Raw genomic sequence first — 16,136 nt, forward strand, 5'->3', positions numbered from 1 at the left:
AAATTTTTGAGGGAGGTCCACCCGCTATGAAGCAAGTTAAACAAAAAACATCGATGCTTCTTCTCATGCTGATGTCCATCGTACTGATTGTGTCCGCATGTTCAGGAAACAACGGGAAAAACAACGCAGAGCCAACAAAAGCGCCAGCTGCCGAAACGGATAAACCAGTCACTAAGGATGAAGAGCCGCCAGCATCAGATTTGAAGCCATATCAGATTTCTCTCGTATATCCTGGCACACCGCAAACGGATGAGAAAAAAGTAGAAGAAGCACTCAATAAGCTGCTTACTGAAAAAATCAACGCAACGATTGATCTCAGGCCGATTGATTGGGGTGCATGGGATGATAAAATCAATTTGATGGTTGCTTCGAGGGAAGAAGTGGACATCGTGTTCACGGCGCAATGGAATGGTCATGCTAAATATGTAGCCAAAGGCGCATTTCTGGATCTTGGTGACCTAATTGATAAATACGGTCAAGGCATTAAAGATTCATTAGATCCTGCGTTTCTGGAAGGGGCGAAAATTAGCGGCAAAAACTACGGTGTTCCAACGAACAAGGAACTAGCGGCTGCTGGTGGTATCGTCTACCGCAAAGATGTTACCGATGAGCTCGGCATTGATATGAGCAATGTGAAAACACCAGAAGATCTTGATGCTGTATATGCAGTCGTTAAGGAGAAAAAGCCGGAATTAATTCCGCTGTATACAACGGCAGGCGCTTTCAACTCGCACTTCTTCGCCAATTACGACTTCTTGGGCGATTCAACGATTCCTGGCGCCATTCTTAAAGATAAAGACGATACTAAAGTGATGCCTATGGAGCAGCTTGACCGCTACAAGCAATATTTAAATCTGACTCGTGACTATTTCAAGAAAGGCTACATTAACGCAGATGCTGCGACTACACAAGTTGCTTCAGCAGACGCTTGGAAGGCAGGCAATGTATTCTCTACGATTGAGCCAATGAAACCAGGCAAGGACGCAGAGATTGCAAGCGCTTCTAACCTGACTGGGAAGCTTGCTCAAATCATGATGACAGAAAAAACAGTCGCCACATCTGAAACTGCTGGTTCAATGCTAGGGATCTCTTCCACTTCTAAGGACCCAGACCGTGCGATGATGCTGATTAATTTGCTTCATACTGATAAGGAAATTAATAACTTGCTTAACTTCGGTATTGAAGGCGACCATTATACACGCAGTGGAGAAATCATAACAGCTACAGGAAATACAGCTAACTATAACCCAGGCTCGGCTTGGATGTTCGGCAGTCAGTTCTTGAACTATGTTTGGAATACAGAGGACCCAGATAAGTGGGCCAAATTTAAAGAGTTCAACCAAAATGCGAAGGTTTCTCCTGGCCTTGGTTTCGTATTCGACAGCGAACCAGTGAAATCAGAAGTTGGAGCATTGGCAAACGTAATCCGTCAATATCAAAGAGCGCTTGAAACAGGCTCGGTAGACGTCGATAAAACATTAGCTGAATATGATAAGAAATTGAAGGAAGCAGGCGTGGATAAAGTAGTTGCGGAGAAACAAAAGCAATTTGATGCGTTCCTAGCCAGCAAGTAAACAGCCTGTTGTTACGATCAATGAAACCCGCGCCTTCTAAAGGCGCGGGTTTTTCTTGCTTGCAATTTTTTGTGTATTCCTTACAATTAAGCTAACAAATGCAATTCATCCATGCAGTAGGGGGCTATACGGGTATGACTCGATCGATGTACCATTTGATGCGTGCAAGGATGCTCCTGCTGACCTGCTTCTTTCTAGTCATAGCTTGTTCAAATGAGTCAGGCACAGAACCGGCATGGAGCAACAGTGAAGCCAAGAGCCAACTTGAAATCAATAATGAAAGCGTTTCAATGATTTCAGGAGAAATGGATGAAGCTGATAACTCTGACATTCATCAACTAAAAGCGTATACGCTTAAGTTTGTATATACAGGTGCACCGCAGAAAGATGAAGAAGAAATAGAAACGGCCATGAATGACTACTTATTAACAAAAATAAATGCAAAAATAGATCTTATTCCAATTGACTGGGGACCATGGGACGATAAAGTCAATTTGATGATCGCATCACGTGAAAAGATTGATATTTTATTTACAGCGCAATGGAATAAACATGCGATTAATGTGTCAAAAGGTGCTTTTTTAGCCGTTGATGAGCTTCTAGATCAGTATGGCCAAGGCATTTTGCAATCGCTTGATCCTGTATTTCTGGCAGGCGCCAAGATTGAGGGACATAATTATGCCGTTCCAACAAACAAGGAGCTTGCTGCGCAGGGAGGCATTATCTATCGCGCGGATATAGCCGAAGAGCTTGGAATAGATATGACTAAAGTGAAAAGTATAGAAGACTTAGATGAGGTTTATCAGATTGTTCGAGAGAAAAAGCCGGAGATCACACCCCTTTATCTGAAGATGGGGGAATCGTTTAATACACATTATATTGGAAATTTTGATGCATTAGGAGATACATCCATTCCTGGGGTTATTTTAAAGGATGAAGAAAGCACTAAGGTTTTGCCTGCCTATGAAGTGGGACGCTATATAGATACACTGCACATTACACGCAAGTTTTTTCAAAAAGGGTACATTAATAAAGATGCGGCTACGAATCAGACGATGAACAGCGAGGCGCTGAGATCCGGCGATGTTTTTTCAATAACTGGTGCATTGAAGCCTGGCAAAAGTGAAGAGCTGGCAATTCAGACGGGGATGATTGGAAAGCTTGCACAGCTGCCGTTAAATGTGAAGACGATAGCAACGTCAGAGACCGCGGGCTCCATGCTGGCCATATCCTCGACCTCACAAGATCCAGCGCGAGCAATGATGTTTATTAATCTGCTGCATACAGATGTTTATTTAAACAATTTATTGAATTACGGGATTGAAGGCAAACATTATGTAAAGGTTAGTGCGAATGTGATCAGGCCGACGGAATATACGCAAAATTATAATCCAGGAACCACTTGGATGTTCGGCAATCAGTTTTTAAATTATGTATGGGAAAGTGAAGACCCAATGAAGTGGAATAGCTTCAAGCAATTTAACCAAGAGGCAAAAATTTCACCAGGTCTTGGCTTTGTATTTAATGGAGATACGGTAAGGGCTGAAGTAGCTGCGGTCGGCAATGTGGATAGGCAGTACCAAACTGCGCTTGAAACAGGATCTGTAGATGTTGATAAAGTACTGCCTGAGTATATCGAGAGGCTGAAAGCGGCAGGTATCGAGAAAATAATAGCGGAGAAGCAAAAGCAATTCGATCAATTTCTTGCAAGCAAATAAGCCTCAAAGCTTATAAGTTGTGCCGGCCATGCGCTTTCGTTGCTGGACCGGCACTTTTTAATGATAAGAAAACGGCTAGAGCGCGCTTCCGCCAAAAACAAAACGGTACTCCCAATGCGTATTGTCGATGTTGTCGATTCGTACGCCGCCGCTTTCCTTCGAATAAGTATCGAGCATTTTTCCATTGCCTAAATAAACGCCTACATGAGTGATCGTTTGTTTTGACTTTGTTAAACGCGAATAACCTGCCGTACTGCTGCCGTGATAGGACATAAAGAACATGAGGTCACCGCGCTTTAGGTTTTTCCAGTCAGTTTGAATCGCTGAATTTTTCTTAATATAAGCTGCTTGCAGAGCAGAGGTAGAAGGAAGCGTTACGCCCGCTGCTTTTTCAAATATGTGTTTGGTGAAATCTGAACAATCAAATGTTTTCGTTGTGCTTCGATTAGAGCCGAACTCATAGGGTGTCCCTAAGTATTTCATTCCTGTTGCAATTATTTTCTCCACCGATGATGATGCTGCATAGACATGTCCATTTGTTTGGAAAGGAATGGTCCCAGTATTTAATAATACGGTAGTCAAAAAGCCAGCTACAATGAGTTTCTTAATGGAATAGTTTTTCATTGGCAGCGTATACACCTCCTGTGTGATAATAACGTAACACAGGGATATTAGTAGTTTAAGCTGTAAAATATGGGTATTAACCCGTATTTGACCCTAGAGGCGGGCTGCCCACTCGACCTAAGTCTAGTGAGAAAACCGCCGAAAGTCCGTTTTATAAAAGGAGAAATTGATCTAAACTAAGTACATAAGCAAGAGCAACACACGTAAGGCAAGAAAAGAAAAATGAATAAATTCTAATAGTCGAAAGGAGTTGGAAATGGAGATGAATGGAAAAAGCGCTTTGGGCGTGTTGCTTGTCATCGTCGGCAGTATCGCGGTACTTAATTTTGTCGGAGTTCATTTCGGTGCAATATTCGGATTTTTGCTCCCGTTCATACTAATCGGATTGGGGGTTGTCGGTTGGTCGAACAATAAGAAATGGATTGGCGGAATACTTATTGCAATCGGCGGCATGATGATTTTCGGTAAACTCGGCGGTATCATCTTACTGCTTCTAGCAATCGGCTTAATCGTTGCTGGTGTGAGCCTCTTTAAGAAAGACAAACGCAGAGCATTCTAGTTGCTGCGAATCATTATAAAATGTAAAGATAGATGAAGCTGGTTTTGCACCGCAAAACGTTAAGGAGGACATTGAATGAGCATTATGAAGCGAGTTCGCGACATTACTGTCGCTACATTAAATGAACGGCTTGAGAAATCAGAGGATCCAGTACGGTTGATTGATCAATTCCTCTGGTCGACAAGAGAAGATATTATCCAAGCTGAGAAGTTGTATCAGCAGTATGCAGGACATAGCAATCACCTGAAAGCACAATGGCTGCAAGCTGAAGAGCAAAAGGAACGCCGTGAGAATCAAGCGTTGACAGCTCTGAAGGCTGGCGAGGAGCAAATGGCAAGAATCGCATTGCATGAGAAAGCTAGCTGCGAAGAGCGTTCAATTCAATATCGTGAGCTGTTCGAGCAAAGCCGTCAAAACACGCTTGATCTTGAAGAACAACTGCGCGAGATGCGCAGTGAATACCAATCGGTATATGACAAGCGTGAATATTATGCAGCACGTATGGAATCACTAAGGCTTCAACAAAGAATGAACGCTAGATATACGAGCGGCTTCGGTGATCAAGGCATTCAATCGGGTTCTGTGTTTAGAAAGCTGGAGGATCGTATAAGCGGTATGGAGCATGAAGCAAAGAGTCTTCGCGACATTCGCAAAATGGGTCAAGAATTCGTATCCGAAGCGGGCAACACATTGCAATCGGTTATTGAACGAGAGCTTGAGCAGCTGAAACGTAAGCTTGAGAAAGAGGGATGGTCGTCTTGAAAAAACTGTATCGATCTTCTCGAGACAAAAAATTATTCGGTCTTTGCGGTGGATTAGCAGAAATGTTAAATGTTGATGCGACGCTGCTGCGGATTCTACTTGTAGTCGTTACGATCTTCACAAGCGGAGCTGTTATTCTGATCTATATTATTGCAGGCTTGGTTGTTCCTAAAGAACCGCCGGTCTACTCCGGCTTTGGTCCAAACGGCTTTGGTAACGGAAACGTGAACGGTTATGGCGGAGGTTATAACCCTGGATTCGATCAACATACAAATTCGCCTTTCGGCGGTCCTTACAAAAACCCGCCGCAAGCGCCAGGCTCTTGGAGTGCACCGGCACCTTCATCCCAGCCTACAACATCGTCACAGTTCGATAGCATGATGGACGATTTGGAGAAAAAAGCACTACGTCGTGAAATTGAAGAATTGAAAGCCAAAATTGCTAAATACGAGAAGGGGGATTTTTAATATGGGAATTTTCAAACGCATGAAAGACATGACTAAGGCATCGGTAAATGAGGCATTGGACAAAATTGAAGATCCGATTATTATGTTAAATCAATACTTGCGTGACATGGAATCTGAAATTCATCAAGCTGAGGTTACAGTAGCTAAACAAATGGCGAATGAGCGCCGGATGAAGCAGCGCTTGGAAGAAACAGTACGCAGCGCGGCAGATCGTGAATCAAAAGCAGAAGCGGCTCTAAGAGCTGGACAAGAAGAACATACGCGCAAGCTGCTTGAAGAGAAGCTTTATTTTGATCAAAAGGTAACAGAATATACTGATTTGCACGCACAATCGAAGACTCAGGCTGAGGAATTGATGCAACAGCTGCACGCAATGAAAGAAGAGTTCTACCAGCTTCGCAACAAGCGCAATGAGCTTGCTTCCCGTGCACAAGTAGCAAAAGCTCAAAAGCAAATGGCGCAATTGACTACAAACAACACGATTGATAGCGGTTCGGCATCACGCGGCTTCTACCGGATGGAAGAGAAAATTATGCAGCTAGAGGCTGAAGCAGATGTTTTGCGCACGCCTTACTCCTATAACAGCTCTTCGAACAGCTTTAATGCAGCAGATGCTGAGAAAAAAAATAAAGTGGATGAGCAGCTGCAAGCACTTAAAAACAAACTAAACCCAACAACTTCATTAACAAAGGCTCCGACTGAAGAATAAGACTATAGGCTATGAAGGAAGCGGACCGTTTTGCGGTCTGCTCTTTCATATGTTTTTTGCTTCATCGTGGTTAAAATAGCGAAGAGAAGGAAGTGAGCCGTATGGAGCAAGGCAATAAGAGCGACCATTCGAATCATGCGGCCCGCAAGCGTCTGGTAACGGAAACGATATTGTGGCTGCTGATCATTGTCAGCTTGGTTGTTATCATATTGCAAGGAATCGGTTATGTTGATCTCTTCACGCTTCAAGGGAAATGGGCAATTATCGGACTAGCTTTCGTTGGCGCAGGTTTAGCGGCTGCTACATTAAACGGTTATTTGCAAAACTCCAAGCTAAAGGAATCGCTGAAGCGGCTGACCGAGCAGCAAAAGAAACGTCGATTTACGGTTACGCTAAGCAATGGGGAGACGACGGAAAACGAAATTTCAGAACAAGAGCAGGTTGATCCTAACTGGGCGAAGAAGGTTAAGTTCACCGCAGTAATCGAAGAGCGCCAACGGCTTGCGCGCGAGCTGCATGATGCAGTAAGCCAGCAGTTATTCGCCATATCGATGACAGCGACTGCTGTTAGTCGAACGATTGAGCGAGATTGGGAGCGAGCCAAACGTCAGGTTCAGCTTATTGAGGAAATGGCTGCCGTTGCTCAATCAGAAATGCGTGCGTTGCTGCTACATCTTCGGCCCGTCCACTTGGACGGAAAAAATCTGGGGCAGGCGCTTACTGTTCTAGTGGATGAGCTGAAGCAGAAAGTACCGATGAAGATTACACTTGAGGTTGATGATACGATCCTGCTTCCTCCTAATGCTGAGGATCATTTATTCCGCATCGCTCAGGAGGCATTATCGAATACGCTCAGGCATTCGAAAGCGGAAAGCATGGATATCAAATTGCTTCAATTCGGCAATCAAGTACACATGAGTCTAAAGGACAGCGGCGTTGGATTCGATCTTGAGGCGAAGAAGCAAACGTCCTATGGCTTACTGACTATGGAAGAGCGGGTAATTGAAATTGGCGGCTCCTTGCAGATGATTTCGAGACCTGGCGAGGGAACTGTTATTGAAATTTGGGTGCCCACTGATGTTTCATAAGAGAATGTAATATAATTAGAGATAATGATGAGCTTTACGAAAAAATGAGGGCGGTGTAAGGTGTGGAAGCAACCCAGCAATTGAGTCGGCCTATAAAGGTTCTGCTTGTAGATGATCATGAAATGGTGCGCATCGGACTTGCAGCGGTGCTTGATACCGAGGATGGAATTGAGGTTGTCGGTGAAGCGAGCAACGGCATGGACGGCATTCGATTAGCACAGGCATACAGACCGGACGTTGTACTTATGGATTTAGTTATGGATGGCATGGATGGTGTCGAGACGACAGCAAAACTGCTCGAGCTGTACCCGGAATGCAAGGTAATTGTATTGACGAGCTATTTGGATGATAGCAAGCTCTACCCTGTTATTGAAGCAGGCGCATTCAGTTATTTGCTGAAGACGTCCCGAGCGACCGAGATCGCGGATGCGATAAGGGCCGCTGCTCGCGGACAATCGGTACTGGAGTCCCAGGTAGCAGCTAAAATGATGAATCGCTTCCGGCAGCCAAAGCAGCAGGAGCAAGCTCCGCTGCATGATGAGCTGACTGAGCGCGAGATGGATGTATTGAAGCGGGTTGCACAGGGACGCTCCAATCAAGAAATTGCCGATGAGCTGTTCATTGGTGTGAAAACAGTAAAATTTCATATTACAAATATTTTTAATAAGCTTGATGTGGATGATCGCACGCAAGCAGCCATTTATGCACATAGACAAGGAATTGCCGAATAAGTGTAGGGCTATGGCTTAGCGGATATTGATAATACTTTTTGGTATAGCTGCTCGATATCATCTACATCGATTACTGGGATGGACTGGGGAACGATTGTTACAAGGTTGGCATCATTCCAAACCGCGGCTGCAAGAGGGTTGGGTACGCTGTTGAGCAGCTCGGAATCAACCGCAGTTCGAATCATAATGATTTTTGGGTATGAGGCATCTTTGAAACCTTCGATAAGAATAACGTCGGCCTCGGTCATTTGTAAAAGTAACAGCTGAAGCGGTTCAGCATGCTGTTTCAAAATTGCTGTGCGCTTTGAGGATGTGATAGCTGTTATATCAGCCCCTGCCTCTTGATGTCTCCATGTATCCGTTCCTGGTGTATCGATCTGAAAATCATGCGCGTCGCGTTTGATTGTCCCAACTTTATATCCTGCTTGTTTGAAGCGTTCTGTTAGCCGGCAAACCAATGTGGTTTTGCCGGTGTTTTTGTATCCAACGATTTGAACGATTAATGGCATAGGCTTCTCCTTCATGGCGCTTGATGACTGTAATTGCCAATAGTTTAACATACATTGTAAAATGGATGCTGAACAAGCTGCCGAATGTTAAAAGGCGGCGAGATGAGCGGAGGGTGAATATGACTGAGAGTGGCGAATCGAGCGGGAATATGGATATGGCTAATCGCGGTGAGGCGAGTGAGGGGATAGAGAAGGCTGATCGCGGTGAGGCGAATGAGGGGATAGAGAAGGCTGATCGCGGTGAAGCAAGCGAGGGCATAGATAAGACTGACCGCGGTGAGGCGAGTGAGAGGAAACAGATGAGCCGGTTCAAACGGCAGGCTGTGAAGGTGGAAGAAGCGCAGCAGCGGCTGCTTGCTGCTGCGGACGGGCTAGCCCTCGGCAGCGAGCTTGTGCCGCTGCGGGCTATCGGCGGCCGATGGCTTGCGCAGACGATAGCTGCGACAAGTGACTGGCCGCCCTTCGCGCGCTCGGGCCTCGACGGCTACGCCGTGCGCGCGGCAGATATCGCGTCAGCGTCGCCAGGTACGCCGGCGACGCTGCGCGTGGTTGATTCGGTTGCAGCGGGCGAGCTCGCCCTTGCGACCGTGCAGAAGGGCACTGCCGTGCGCATCATGACTGGCGCGGCTGTGCCTAAGGGGGCTGACGCGGTCGTCATGCTTGAGCAGACCGCGGAAGCAATGCTGGCCGATGGCTCGTCGGCGGTGCTGATTAAGCACGCCGCCGCGGCAGGCCAGCACATTGCGCCTCAAGGCGAGGAGTTTCGCCTTGGGGGCGCGTTGGCTTGTCCCGGTACGCTTGTGCGACCGGGACATGTTGCGCTGCTAGCCACCTTCGGCTATGCCGAGGTGGCGGTTGGCAAGCGCCCGCGCGTAGCGATCTTTGCGACCGGCAGCGAATTGCTGGCGGTCGAGGCTCCGCTGGCGCCGGGACAGATCCGCGACAGCAACAGCTATATGGTCGCTGCTATGGTGGAGCAGAGCGGCGGAGTAGCAGTTATGTGCGGATCATTGGAAGACAAGCCTGATGCCGTTGAGGCTGCTTTGGCGAGTGTATGGGATGATGTTGATTTGATTGTCACAACAGGCGGTGTATCTGTAGGGGACTTTGATGTCATGTCAGACATCATTAGGTCGATAAAGAACAATAGTGTATCTGGCAGCGAAGATGCAAACCGGGTGCTCTTTGACAAAGTTGCGATGAGACCGGGCAGTCCAACGTCAGCAGTAATGCTTAACGGCAAGCTGCTGCTCGCCTTGTCGGGCAATCCCGGTGCTTGTTTTGTCGGATTTGAATTATTCGTTCGTCCGGTGCTGCTGCGATTGCAGGGAGCAAGTGAAGCATTGCCTCGTAAAGTAAGAGCAAAACTGCGGACAGCTGTGAATAAGCCAAGTCCCCATGATCGTTTTGTGCGCACAACACTCATCAGCACGGAAGATGGAAGCTTGCATGCTGACCCGCTAGCCTACTCCAAATCGAGTATGATGGCTTCCATTGCGGATGCAGAAGGATTAGCAATCATTCCGTCAGGCTCGAGAGGAGCGGAAGCGGGTGATATGATTGAGGTCATTATTATCCCTTAACATAGAAGTTAGTGAAAATAAAGGTTTTTATTAAATAAAATGGGAGGATATAGTCGGTACGGAGCCGAATATATCACTTACATAGAATGGCAAGCAGCAGCTTTGCTAACGTAGCATGCCCTTTCGGATTTAACTTTAAAGGAATCGATTCAAGACTAATCCAACATATGGAATTGGTGAATAGGTTTGCATAGAACTGTAGTAAGCAGCGTAAGGAAGAGTTGATGTAAGAGGTGGCTGGAGCAGATCAACGGCCTTGTGCTGCTCGGCATAAGTAAGTGCATATTTTAAGCCAGTAAGCATACCTTCTGATCCAAGCATTAGCCTCTGCATACGGCTGGAAGAGTACGACAGCTTTTGTTTTTGCTCCATATGAATGGAAGTTGGCAGCTTGCTGATTTCGTTCTGAACAGAAAAAAGGCTAGCTGTTCGGTCTCTATTTTCTGAAGAAATGGTATAGGTAGAATCCGCAATCCACTTGCCGTCTGTTGTACTGCGTCGCAGTCCGATCTCCTCCGCTGCGGGATGCCTCAAAGCCAGCTCAATACTTTCCCACAGCTCTGGTTTCAAATCATCAGCATGTGCTCTGTAATGATCCTCCAACTGATTGAGCATCGTAGTAAGGCGATGCAAACTGCCTGCAATTGGCTTGTCCGTGTACAATTCGTTACTTAATTGCTTGTTAATCTGCTCGATGTCGTACTGCGCTTGTTTAGCCTTATTAAGCCAAGAAGCAGCACTGTTAGCAGCTTGCTGGAAATCACGTGTTAAGCTCTTGTTATATTCTGGGGCTTGCTGAGCTTCGCCATCCCGATAAGGATAATAAGCATAAGGGCTAATGGCTTGTACGGTGGAGTATGCGTAGGAACGTTCAATGCCTCGAATGGAACGTATCGATGTGCTCATTAGAAAACTCCTTTCTCACTCCATTGGTATGTTGTGTTAGCGTACTATACGGTGATTAAAAAGACTGGCGAAAGCTGTCAGCAGCATCAATAAAATAAATAAGCGGCGCATCTCTGCTGAGCTCGCCGCTTTGCCATTTACAGCAATAGAAACAAGAATGCGATTGAAGCCAAATCAAGAGCAAGCGCTTCGCCCCATGGATAATAAGGCCGTTCTCCATAATAGTAAGGATCATAAGGGTAAGCCTGCGTTTGAACTTGCGTTGAAGCGGATTTATGAGCCATCTCTTTTTTACCTTTACCGCCTTTTTTGTTTTTTGAAACTTGCGGCTTCGCATTTGCAGTCGCGGCTTCCGTTTCGCCGGAGCCTGCGTTTAAATGCAATCTGCCGCTCTCGCAGGAGCTAAGTATGCCAAAGTGGCGCATGCCGTCATTCATAATCACACATACTGGATACCCGCAAAAACGACTGACGACTTCTTCGTGCAATGGATAAATGCGTTCCATTTGCTGATGACACCTCCAAAGTGTAATTGGAATAAAGCGCTTGAGCGTGTTGTATTGGCATTTTGCTATGAGAGGTTAGACTCAAAGCATTTATTCCAGCATTCCTGCAACCAGTGTATTCACCTACAGGCAAACGTGTATGGATGTTTACCCATTTGGAAGAGGACAGGAGTGAATAATAATGTATATCCCGAAAAACACACCTCCCGCTCGCCACCGTATGTCTGCAAAGCAGCGAGCCAAACAAACGAAGGTTGGGATCATGCTAGCGATGCTCGTGATTTTGATATGTGCAGCATGGGCGATGTGGCAGGCAGACAGGGAACCAAAGGAATCAACTTCAGCGGAACAGCTTCTTCAGCATGATTTGGGAGAGCTGTGGTTATGGAGCGACGACCAAATGAAAAGCAGCTCTGAGGGAGCGCAGTGGTCGATTCGATGGAATGTAACGGGCAAGGAAGGAGCCATGGAGGAGCTTACTCAGCAAATGTTCTCAAAGGAACCGGGAAAGGCTAGCAGCATACTGGTGCAGAACCAGAATGAGGGCAAAACAGTCACTGGCGTTATCCCGTCATACGGCGGACAAATTTCAATTAGTCTCACGCAGATAGACAGCAATGGCGAGCAGCTTATGGTTATATTAGAAACTAAGCCAACAGAAATGACCAAAAAAAATAAGCTGCTGCAAGTGACAGCAGAAGTTTCCGCTCAGATCGCACGTATTTCCCCTGCGTTTACGACGAGTATGAAAGTACAAGGTTATACGAAAAATAGTCAAGCCATTGAGCGTTTGGTTAGGCTGACAGATGCCAAAGCAGTGGATCATTATGAAGATAAAGGCACGACCAGCGACATGTTTTATACCCGCATGCTGCATTCAGCCATCACTGTTGAAAATGGGAAAACAGCCAATCTTCAAATCGCTTTGCATAAAGAGACAAATTCAGATCAAACGGCATTGACGATCGGTGTGCCTGTCATTACGGGTGAATACAGTGCCAATGCGACGGAGAGCCCTTAGATGGGTATACTCTGATTAGAATTAGTAACGGATCTTATCAGTATTTTTTATGACATGTTGAATAGCGAATTAAAGTTGAATATGCTAAACTACATATCATGTAAAGTTGTATAAAAATACATAGGGAAAGAATGAGGCAAATGACATATAATAATAATCTTGAATCCGTCTCTGCAGAAGGTGCTGTATATTACCTCTTCGGAGCAACGGGCGATTTGGCTCGGCGCAAGCTGTTTCCAGCCCTTTTCAGTTTATATAAAGAAGGCAAGCTCACGGAAAACTTTGCCGTCGTTGGTCTAGCAAGACGTCCTCGTACGAATGAACAATTTCGTGCTGACCTTTATGAATCTATTGTAGAGTTTTGTCGTTACAAAGCGGACGATGCTGAGCTTTGGAATCGTTTTGCAGAACATTTCGTATATATGTCACTCGATATTAACGATGTAGAAGGCTTCCGAGAGCTTAGCAAATTGTCTGAGCAGCTTGATGTGAAGTTCAACATTCCCGGCAACCGTCTTTTTTACTTGGCCCTTGCGCCTTCACTTTTCGGTCCGGTATCATTCAATTTGCGCGACGGCGGATTGCTTGAATCAAATGGCTGGCATCGCGTCGTAATCGAGAAGCCATTTGGCTACGATCTTCCATCGGCTCAGAAGCTGAATGAACAGATTAACCAAGTGTTTAAGGAAGAAGAAATATACCGTATCGATCACTATCTAGGCAAGGAAATGGTTCAAAACATTCAAGTTATTCGTTTTGCTAATGCTTTTTTTGAGCCTTTGTGGAATAATAACCATATTGCCAATGTTCAAATTACATTATCCGAAACGGTTGGCGTTGAGGATCGCGGAGGCTATTACGACAAATCGGGAGCTTTGCGCGACATGGGTCAGAACCATATGCTGCAAATGCTTACGATGATTGCTATGGAGCCGCCAAGCCGCTTGCACGGAGAAGATATTCGTGACGAGAAGGTAAAGGTGCTTCGTTCACTGCGTAATTATACGTCCAGTGATGAGGTTCGCTCGCACGTCGTACGCGGTCAATACAGCGAAGGCAGCCATCATGGCAAAGAGCTTACGGGCTACCGCCAAGAGGATTCTGTTGGCGAGGACTCCACGACTGAAACTTATTTTGCTGCCAAAGTATTAGTGGACAACTTCCGCTGGGCTGGCGTGCCTTTCTATATTAGAACGGGCAAACGTCTACCTGTAAAAACAACGGAGGTCGTCATCGAGTTCAAATCGATGCCGCAAAATGTTCTATTTGCGCAGCGTCATGATTTGGCGCCGAATTTGCTCGTTATTCGCGTAAACCCGCTTGAGGGCATATATATTAAAGTAAACGCAAAGACACCTGGTCAAAACAATTCGGTACAGCCAGTTGCCATGGAGTTCTGCCAAAGCTGCCAAATCGGCTTAAATACGCCTGAAGCGTACGAACGCCTCATTCATGATGCGGCACGCGGCGACTCCACTTACTTCACGCGCTGGGATGAAGTATCCCAAGCTTGGGCTTTCGTAGATCGTATTGCGCAAGCTTGGCGTGAAGAGAAAAGTGATTTGAAGCTGTATCCAGCGGGATCATGGGGTCCAGAAGCTGCGGATGAAATGCTAAAAGAAGATGGTTTCCATTGGTGGCCGGTTAACGGACAAGAGGAAGATAACGTCATTTGGGTTTCGAACAGCGGAAAATAATCGCTGCCGCATACCTTACGTAATGAAGGGAAGACAAGCATGAGCCAATCGTTAAGTGAAGAAATTAAACAGGAAGTAGATAAGCGCCGTACATTCGCGATTATCTCTCACCCGGATGCAGGAAAAACGACCCTCACTGAGAAGCTCCTCCTATTCGGAGGAGCCATTCGGCTTGCAGGGTCAGTTAAGGCGCGCAAAGCGAGCCGTCATGCAACATCCGACTGGATGGAAATTGAGAAACAACGTGGTATCTCGGTAACGTCCAGCGTAATGCAGTTCGATTATCTAGGACATCGCGTTAACATTCTTGATACGCCTGGTCACCAAGATTTCAGTGAGGACACATATCGTACGCTTACCGCAGCCGACAGCGCCGTCATGCTTATTGACGTTGCCAAAGGTGTCGAGGCACAAACGATCAAGCTGTTCCAGGTTTGCCGCAAACGCGGCATTCCGATTTTTACTTTTATTAACAAGCTGGACCGTGAAGGGCAAAGTCCATTTGAATTAATGGAGGAGCTTGAGCGTGTCTTAGGCATTCGCGCTGTTCCAATGAACTGGCCAATCGGCATGGGACGTGAGCTTTGCGGTGTTTATGACCGAATGAAAACACAGGTCGAGCTTTTCCAAGGAAATGACCACTCGACAATCGAGGTTCGTCCCGTTAGCGATTATAATGATCCTGTCATTCGTGAGATGGCTGGAGATTATTTAACAGATCAGCTTATTGGTGATCTTGAGCTGCTGGATGTCGCTGGTGATCAATTTGATTTTGAGAAAGTGCAAGCGGGTGAACTGACGCCTCTTTTCTTCGGAAGCGCGGTTAATAACTTTGGCGTGCAAACTTTTCTAGAAAACTTCCTTCAGCTGGCTCCTAAGCCGACGTCGCGCAACAGCACGACAGGTCAGGTTGATCCGACGAATGAGAAATTTACGGGATATGTTTTCAAAATTCAAGCGAATATGAACCCAGCCCATCGTGACCGAATTGCTTTCCTTCGGATTTGCTCCGGCAAATTCGAGCGCGGAATGAGCGTTCGTCATGTGCGTAATGGCAAGGACATTAAGCTTGCGCAGCCTCAGCAGTTTCTAGCGCAAGACCGTGATATCGTGGATACGGCGTATCCGGGCGATATTATTGGTTTGTTTGATCCAGGCATTTTCCGAATCGGCGATTCATTATCACAAGGCGGAGAAGTTGTGTTCGATGAGCTACCAACGTTCTCGCCTGAAATTTTTGCTAAAGTAACCGTTAAAAATGCGTTGAAGCACAAGCAGTACCAAAAAGGCATTGATCAGCTTACGGAGGAAGGCACGATTCAAGTGTTCCACTCCACAGGCAACTTCGACGAGACAATTCTCGGCGTTGTTGGTCATTTGCAATTTGAGGTATTTGAGCATCGAATGAAAGCGGAGTACGGCGTAGATATTCAATTACACCGGATGCAGTTCCAATTTGCCCGCTGGATCGTTGATGATAATATTGACCCTAGCAAATTCCGAATCAATACGACGCTCGTAAAGGACAAGAAGGGCAACTATGTCGTCTTGTTCGAGAACGAATATGCGATGCGTACGGCAGTAGACAAGAATCCAACGTCTAAGTTTCTGGAAACTGCGCCTTAAGGGTAGGGATATAGGCACGTTTAAAGCATCCTCGGCCAATCGCGCAGCAGCGCTTG

16 protein-coding genes are annotated in these 16,136 nt (G+C 46.2%); 12 read left to right on the forward strand and 4 right to left on the reverse strand.

Features of this window, described 5'->3' with window-relative positions; translation table 11 throughout:
- Positions 1-26 precede the first annotated feature (26 nt).
- Positions 27-1,574, forward strand: a complete 1,548-nt coding sequence (locus MHH56_RS06985) for an ABC transporter substrate-binding protein (RefSeq protein ID WP_339207456.1) — start codon at positions 27-29, stop codon at positions 1,572-1,574.
- Positions 1,575-1,708: 134 nt separating this feature from the next.
- The gene (locus MHH56_RS06990; protein WP_339207457.1) at positions 1,709-3,292 is read left to right on the forward strand and encodes an ABC transporter substrate-binding protein; all 1,584 of its coding nucleotides are present in this window, start codon (positions 1,709-1,711) and stop codon (positions 3,290-3,292) included.
- A gap of 75 nt (positions 3,293-3,367) precedes the next feature.
- Here the strand turns inward: MHH56_RS06990 and MHH56_RS06995 are convergent, their stop codons facing one another.
- Positions 3,368-3,916 carry an NlpC/P60 family protein gene (locus MHH56_RS06995; protein WP_339207458.1) on the reverse strand — a complete coding sequence of 183 codons (549 nt, stop codon included), beginning with the start codon at positions 3,914-3,916 and terminating at the stop codon, positions 3,368-3,370.
- Positions 3,917-4,178: 262 nt separating this feature from the next.
- Between MHH56_RS06995 and MHH56_RS07000 the strand changes: the two genes are divergently transcribed.
- The 6 genes from MHH56_RS07000 (at position 4,179) to MHH56_RS07025 (ending at position 8,232) form a co-directional block, all read left to right on the forward strand.
- Positions 4,179-4,475, forward strand: a complete 297-nt coding sequence (locus MHH56_RS07000; RefSeq protein WP_076271055.1) for a hypothetical protein — start codon at positions 4,179-4,181, stop codon at positions 4,473-4,475.
- Positions 4,476-4,550: 75 nt separating this feature from the next.
- Positions 4,551-5,237: a PspA/IM30 family protein gene (locus MHH56_RS07005; RefSeq protein ID WP_076270983.1), complete on the forward strand. Its 687-nt coding sequence runs from the start codon at positions 4,551-4,553 to the stop codon at positions 5,235-5,237.
- Positions 5,225-5,704, forward strand: a complete 480-nt coding sequence (locus MHH56_RS07010) for a PspC domain-containing protein (RefSeq protein ID WP_339207460.1) — start codon at positions 5,225-5,227, stop codon at positions 5,702-5,704. Before MHH56_RS07005 ends, MHH56_RS07010 begins: the two co-directional genes overlap by 13 nt.
- Position 5,705: 1 nt before the next feature.
- Complete coding sequence (locus MHH56_RS07015; protein ID WP_076270985.1) at positions 5,706-6,413, forward strand: PspA/IM30 family protein; 708 nt, start codon at positions 5,706-5,708, stop codon at positions 6,411-6,413.
- A gap of 101 nt (positions 6,414-6,514) precedes the next feature.
- The gene (locus MHH56_RS07020; RefSeq protein ID WP_076270986.1) at positions 6,515-7,501 is read left to right on the forward strand and encodes a sensor histidine kinase; all 987 of its coding nucleotides are present in this window, start codon (positions 6,515-6,517) and stop codon (positions 7,499-7,501) included.
- An 80-nt stretch (positions 7,502-7,581) separates the two neighbouring features.
- Complete coding sequence (locus MHH56_RS07025; RefSeq protein ID WP_076271056.1) at positions 7,582-8,232, forward strand: response regulator transcription factor; 651 nt, start codon at positions 7,582-7,584, stop codon at positions 8,230-8,232.
- Positions 8,233-8,240: 8 nt separating this feature from the next.
- Here MHH56_RS07025 and mobB read toward each other — a convergent pair whose 3' ends face one another.
- Positions 8,241-8,741, reverse strand: coding sequence for a molybdopterin-guanine dinucleotide biosynthesis protein B (mobB, locus tag MHH56_RS07030; RefSeq protein WP_339207461.1), 501 nt, complete (start codon positions 8,739-8,741; stop codon positions 8,241-8,243).
- A gap of 119 nt (positions 8,742-8,860) precedes the next feature.
- On the opposite strand from mobB, the gene glp reads away from it, so the two are divergent.
- Entirely contained in the window at positions 8,861-10,324 is a 1,464-nt protein-coding gene (gene glp, locus MHH56_RS07035; protein ID WP_339207462.1) for a gephyrin-like molybdotransferase Glp, read from the forward strand.
- A 135-nt stretch (positions 10,325-10,459) separates the two neighbouring features.
- Here the strand turns inward: glp and MHH56_RS07040 are convergent, their stop codons facing one another.
- Together MHH56_RS07040 and MHH56_RS07045 are read right to left on the reverse strand one after the other, a co-directional pair.
- Entirely contained in the window at positions 10,460-11,230 is a 771-nt protein-coding gene (locus tag MHH56_RS07040; RefSeq protein ID WP_339207463.1) for a hypothetical protein, read from the reverse strand.
- 137 nt (positions 11,231-11,367) lie between these two features.
- A complete protein-coding gene (locus tag MHH56_RS07045; RefSeq protein ID WP_339207464.1) occupies positions 11,368-11,736 on the reverse strand; it encodes a hypothetical protein in 369 nt (122 codons plus the stop codon).
- A 181-nt stretch (positions 11,737-11,917) separates the two neighbouring features.
- Here MHH56_RS07045 and MHH56_RS07050 point away from each other — a divergent pair, with 181 nt between their 5' ends.
- From MHH56_RS07050 to MHH56_RS07060, 3 genes are all read left to right on the forward strand, one after another.
- Positions 11,918-12,757: a YwmB family TATA-box binding protein gene (locus tag MHH56_RS07050; RefSeq protein ID WP_339207465.1), complete on the forward strand. Its 840-nt coding sequence runs from the start codon at positions 11,918-11,920 to the stop codon at positions 12,755-12,757.
- Positions 12,758-12,897: 140 nt separating this feature from the next.
- Complete coding sequence (gene zwf, locus MHH56_RS07055; RefSeq protein WP_339207466.1) at positions 12,898-14,454, forward strand: glucose-6-phosphate dehydrogenase; 1,557 nt, start codon at positions 12,898-12,900, stop codon at positions 14,452-14,454.
- Between the two features lie 39 nt (positions 14,455-14,493).
- Positions 14,494-16,080, forward strand: coding sequence for a peptide chain release factor 3 (locus tag MHH56_RS07060; RefSeq protein WP_076270992.1), 1,587 nt, complete (start codon positions 14,494-14,496; stop codon positions 16,078-16,080).
- Positions 16,081-16,136: the final 56 nt, after the last annotated feature.

Origin of the sequence: Paenibacillus sp. FSL K6-3182 (genome assembly GCF_037976325.1) — a bacterium.
In the GTDB taxonomy this organism is placed as follows: Bacteria; Bacillota; Bacilli; order Paenibacillales; family Paenibacillaceae; genus Pristimantibacillus.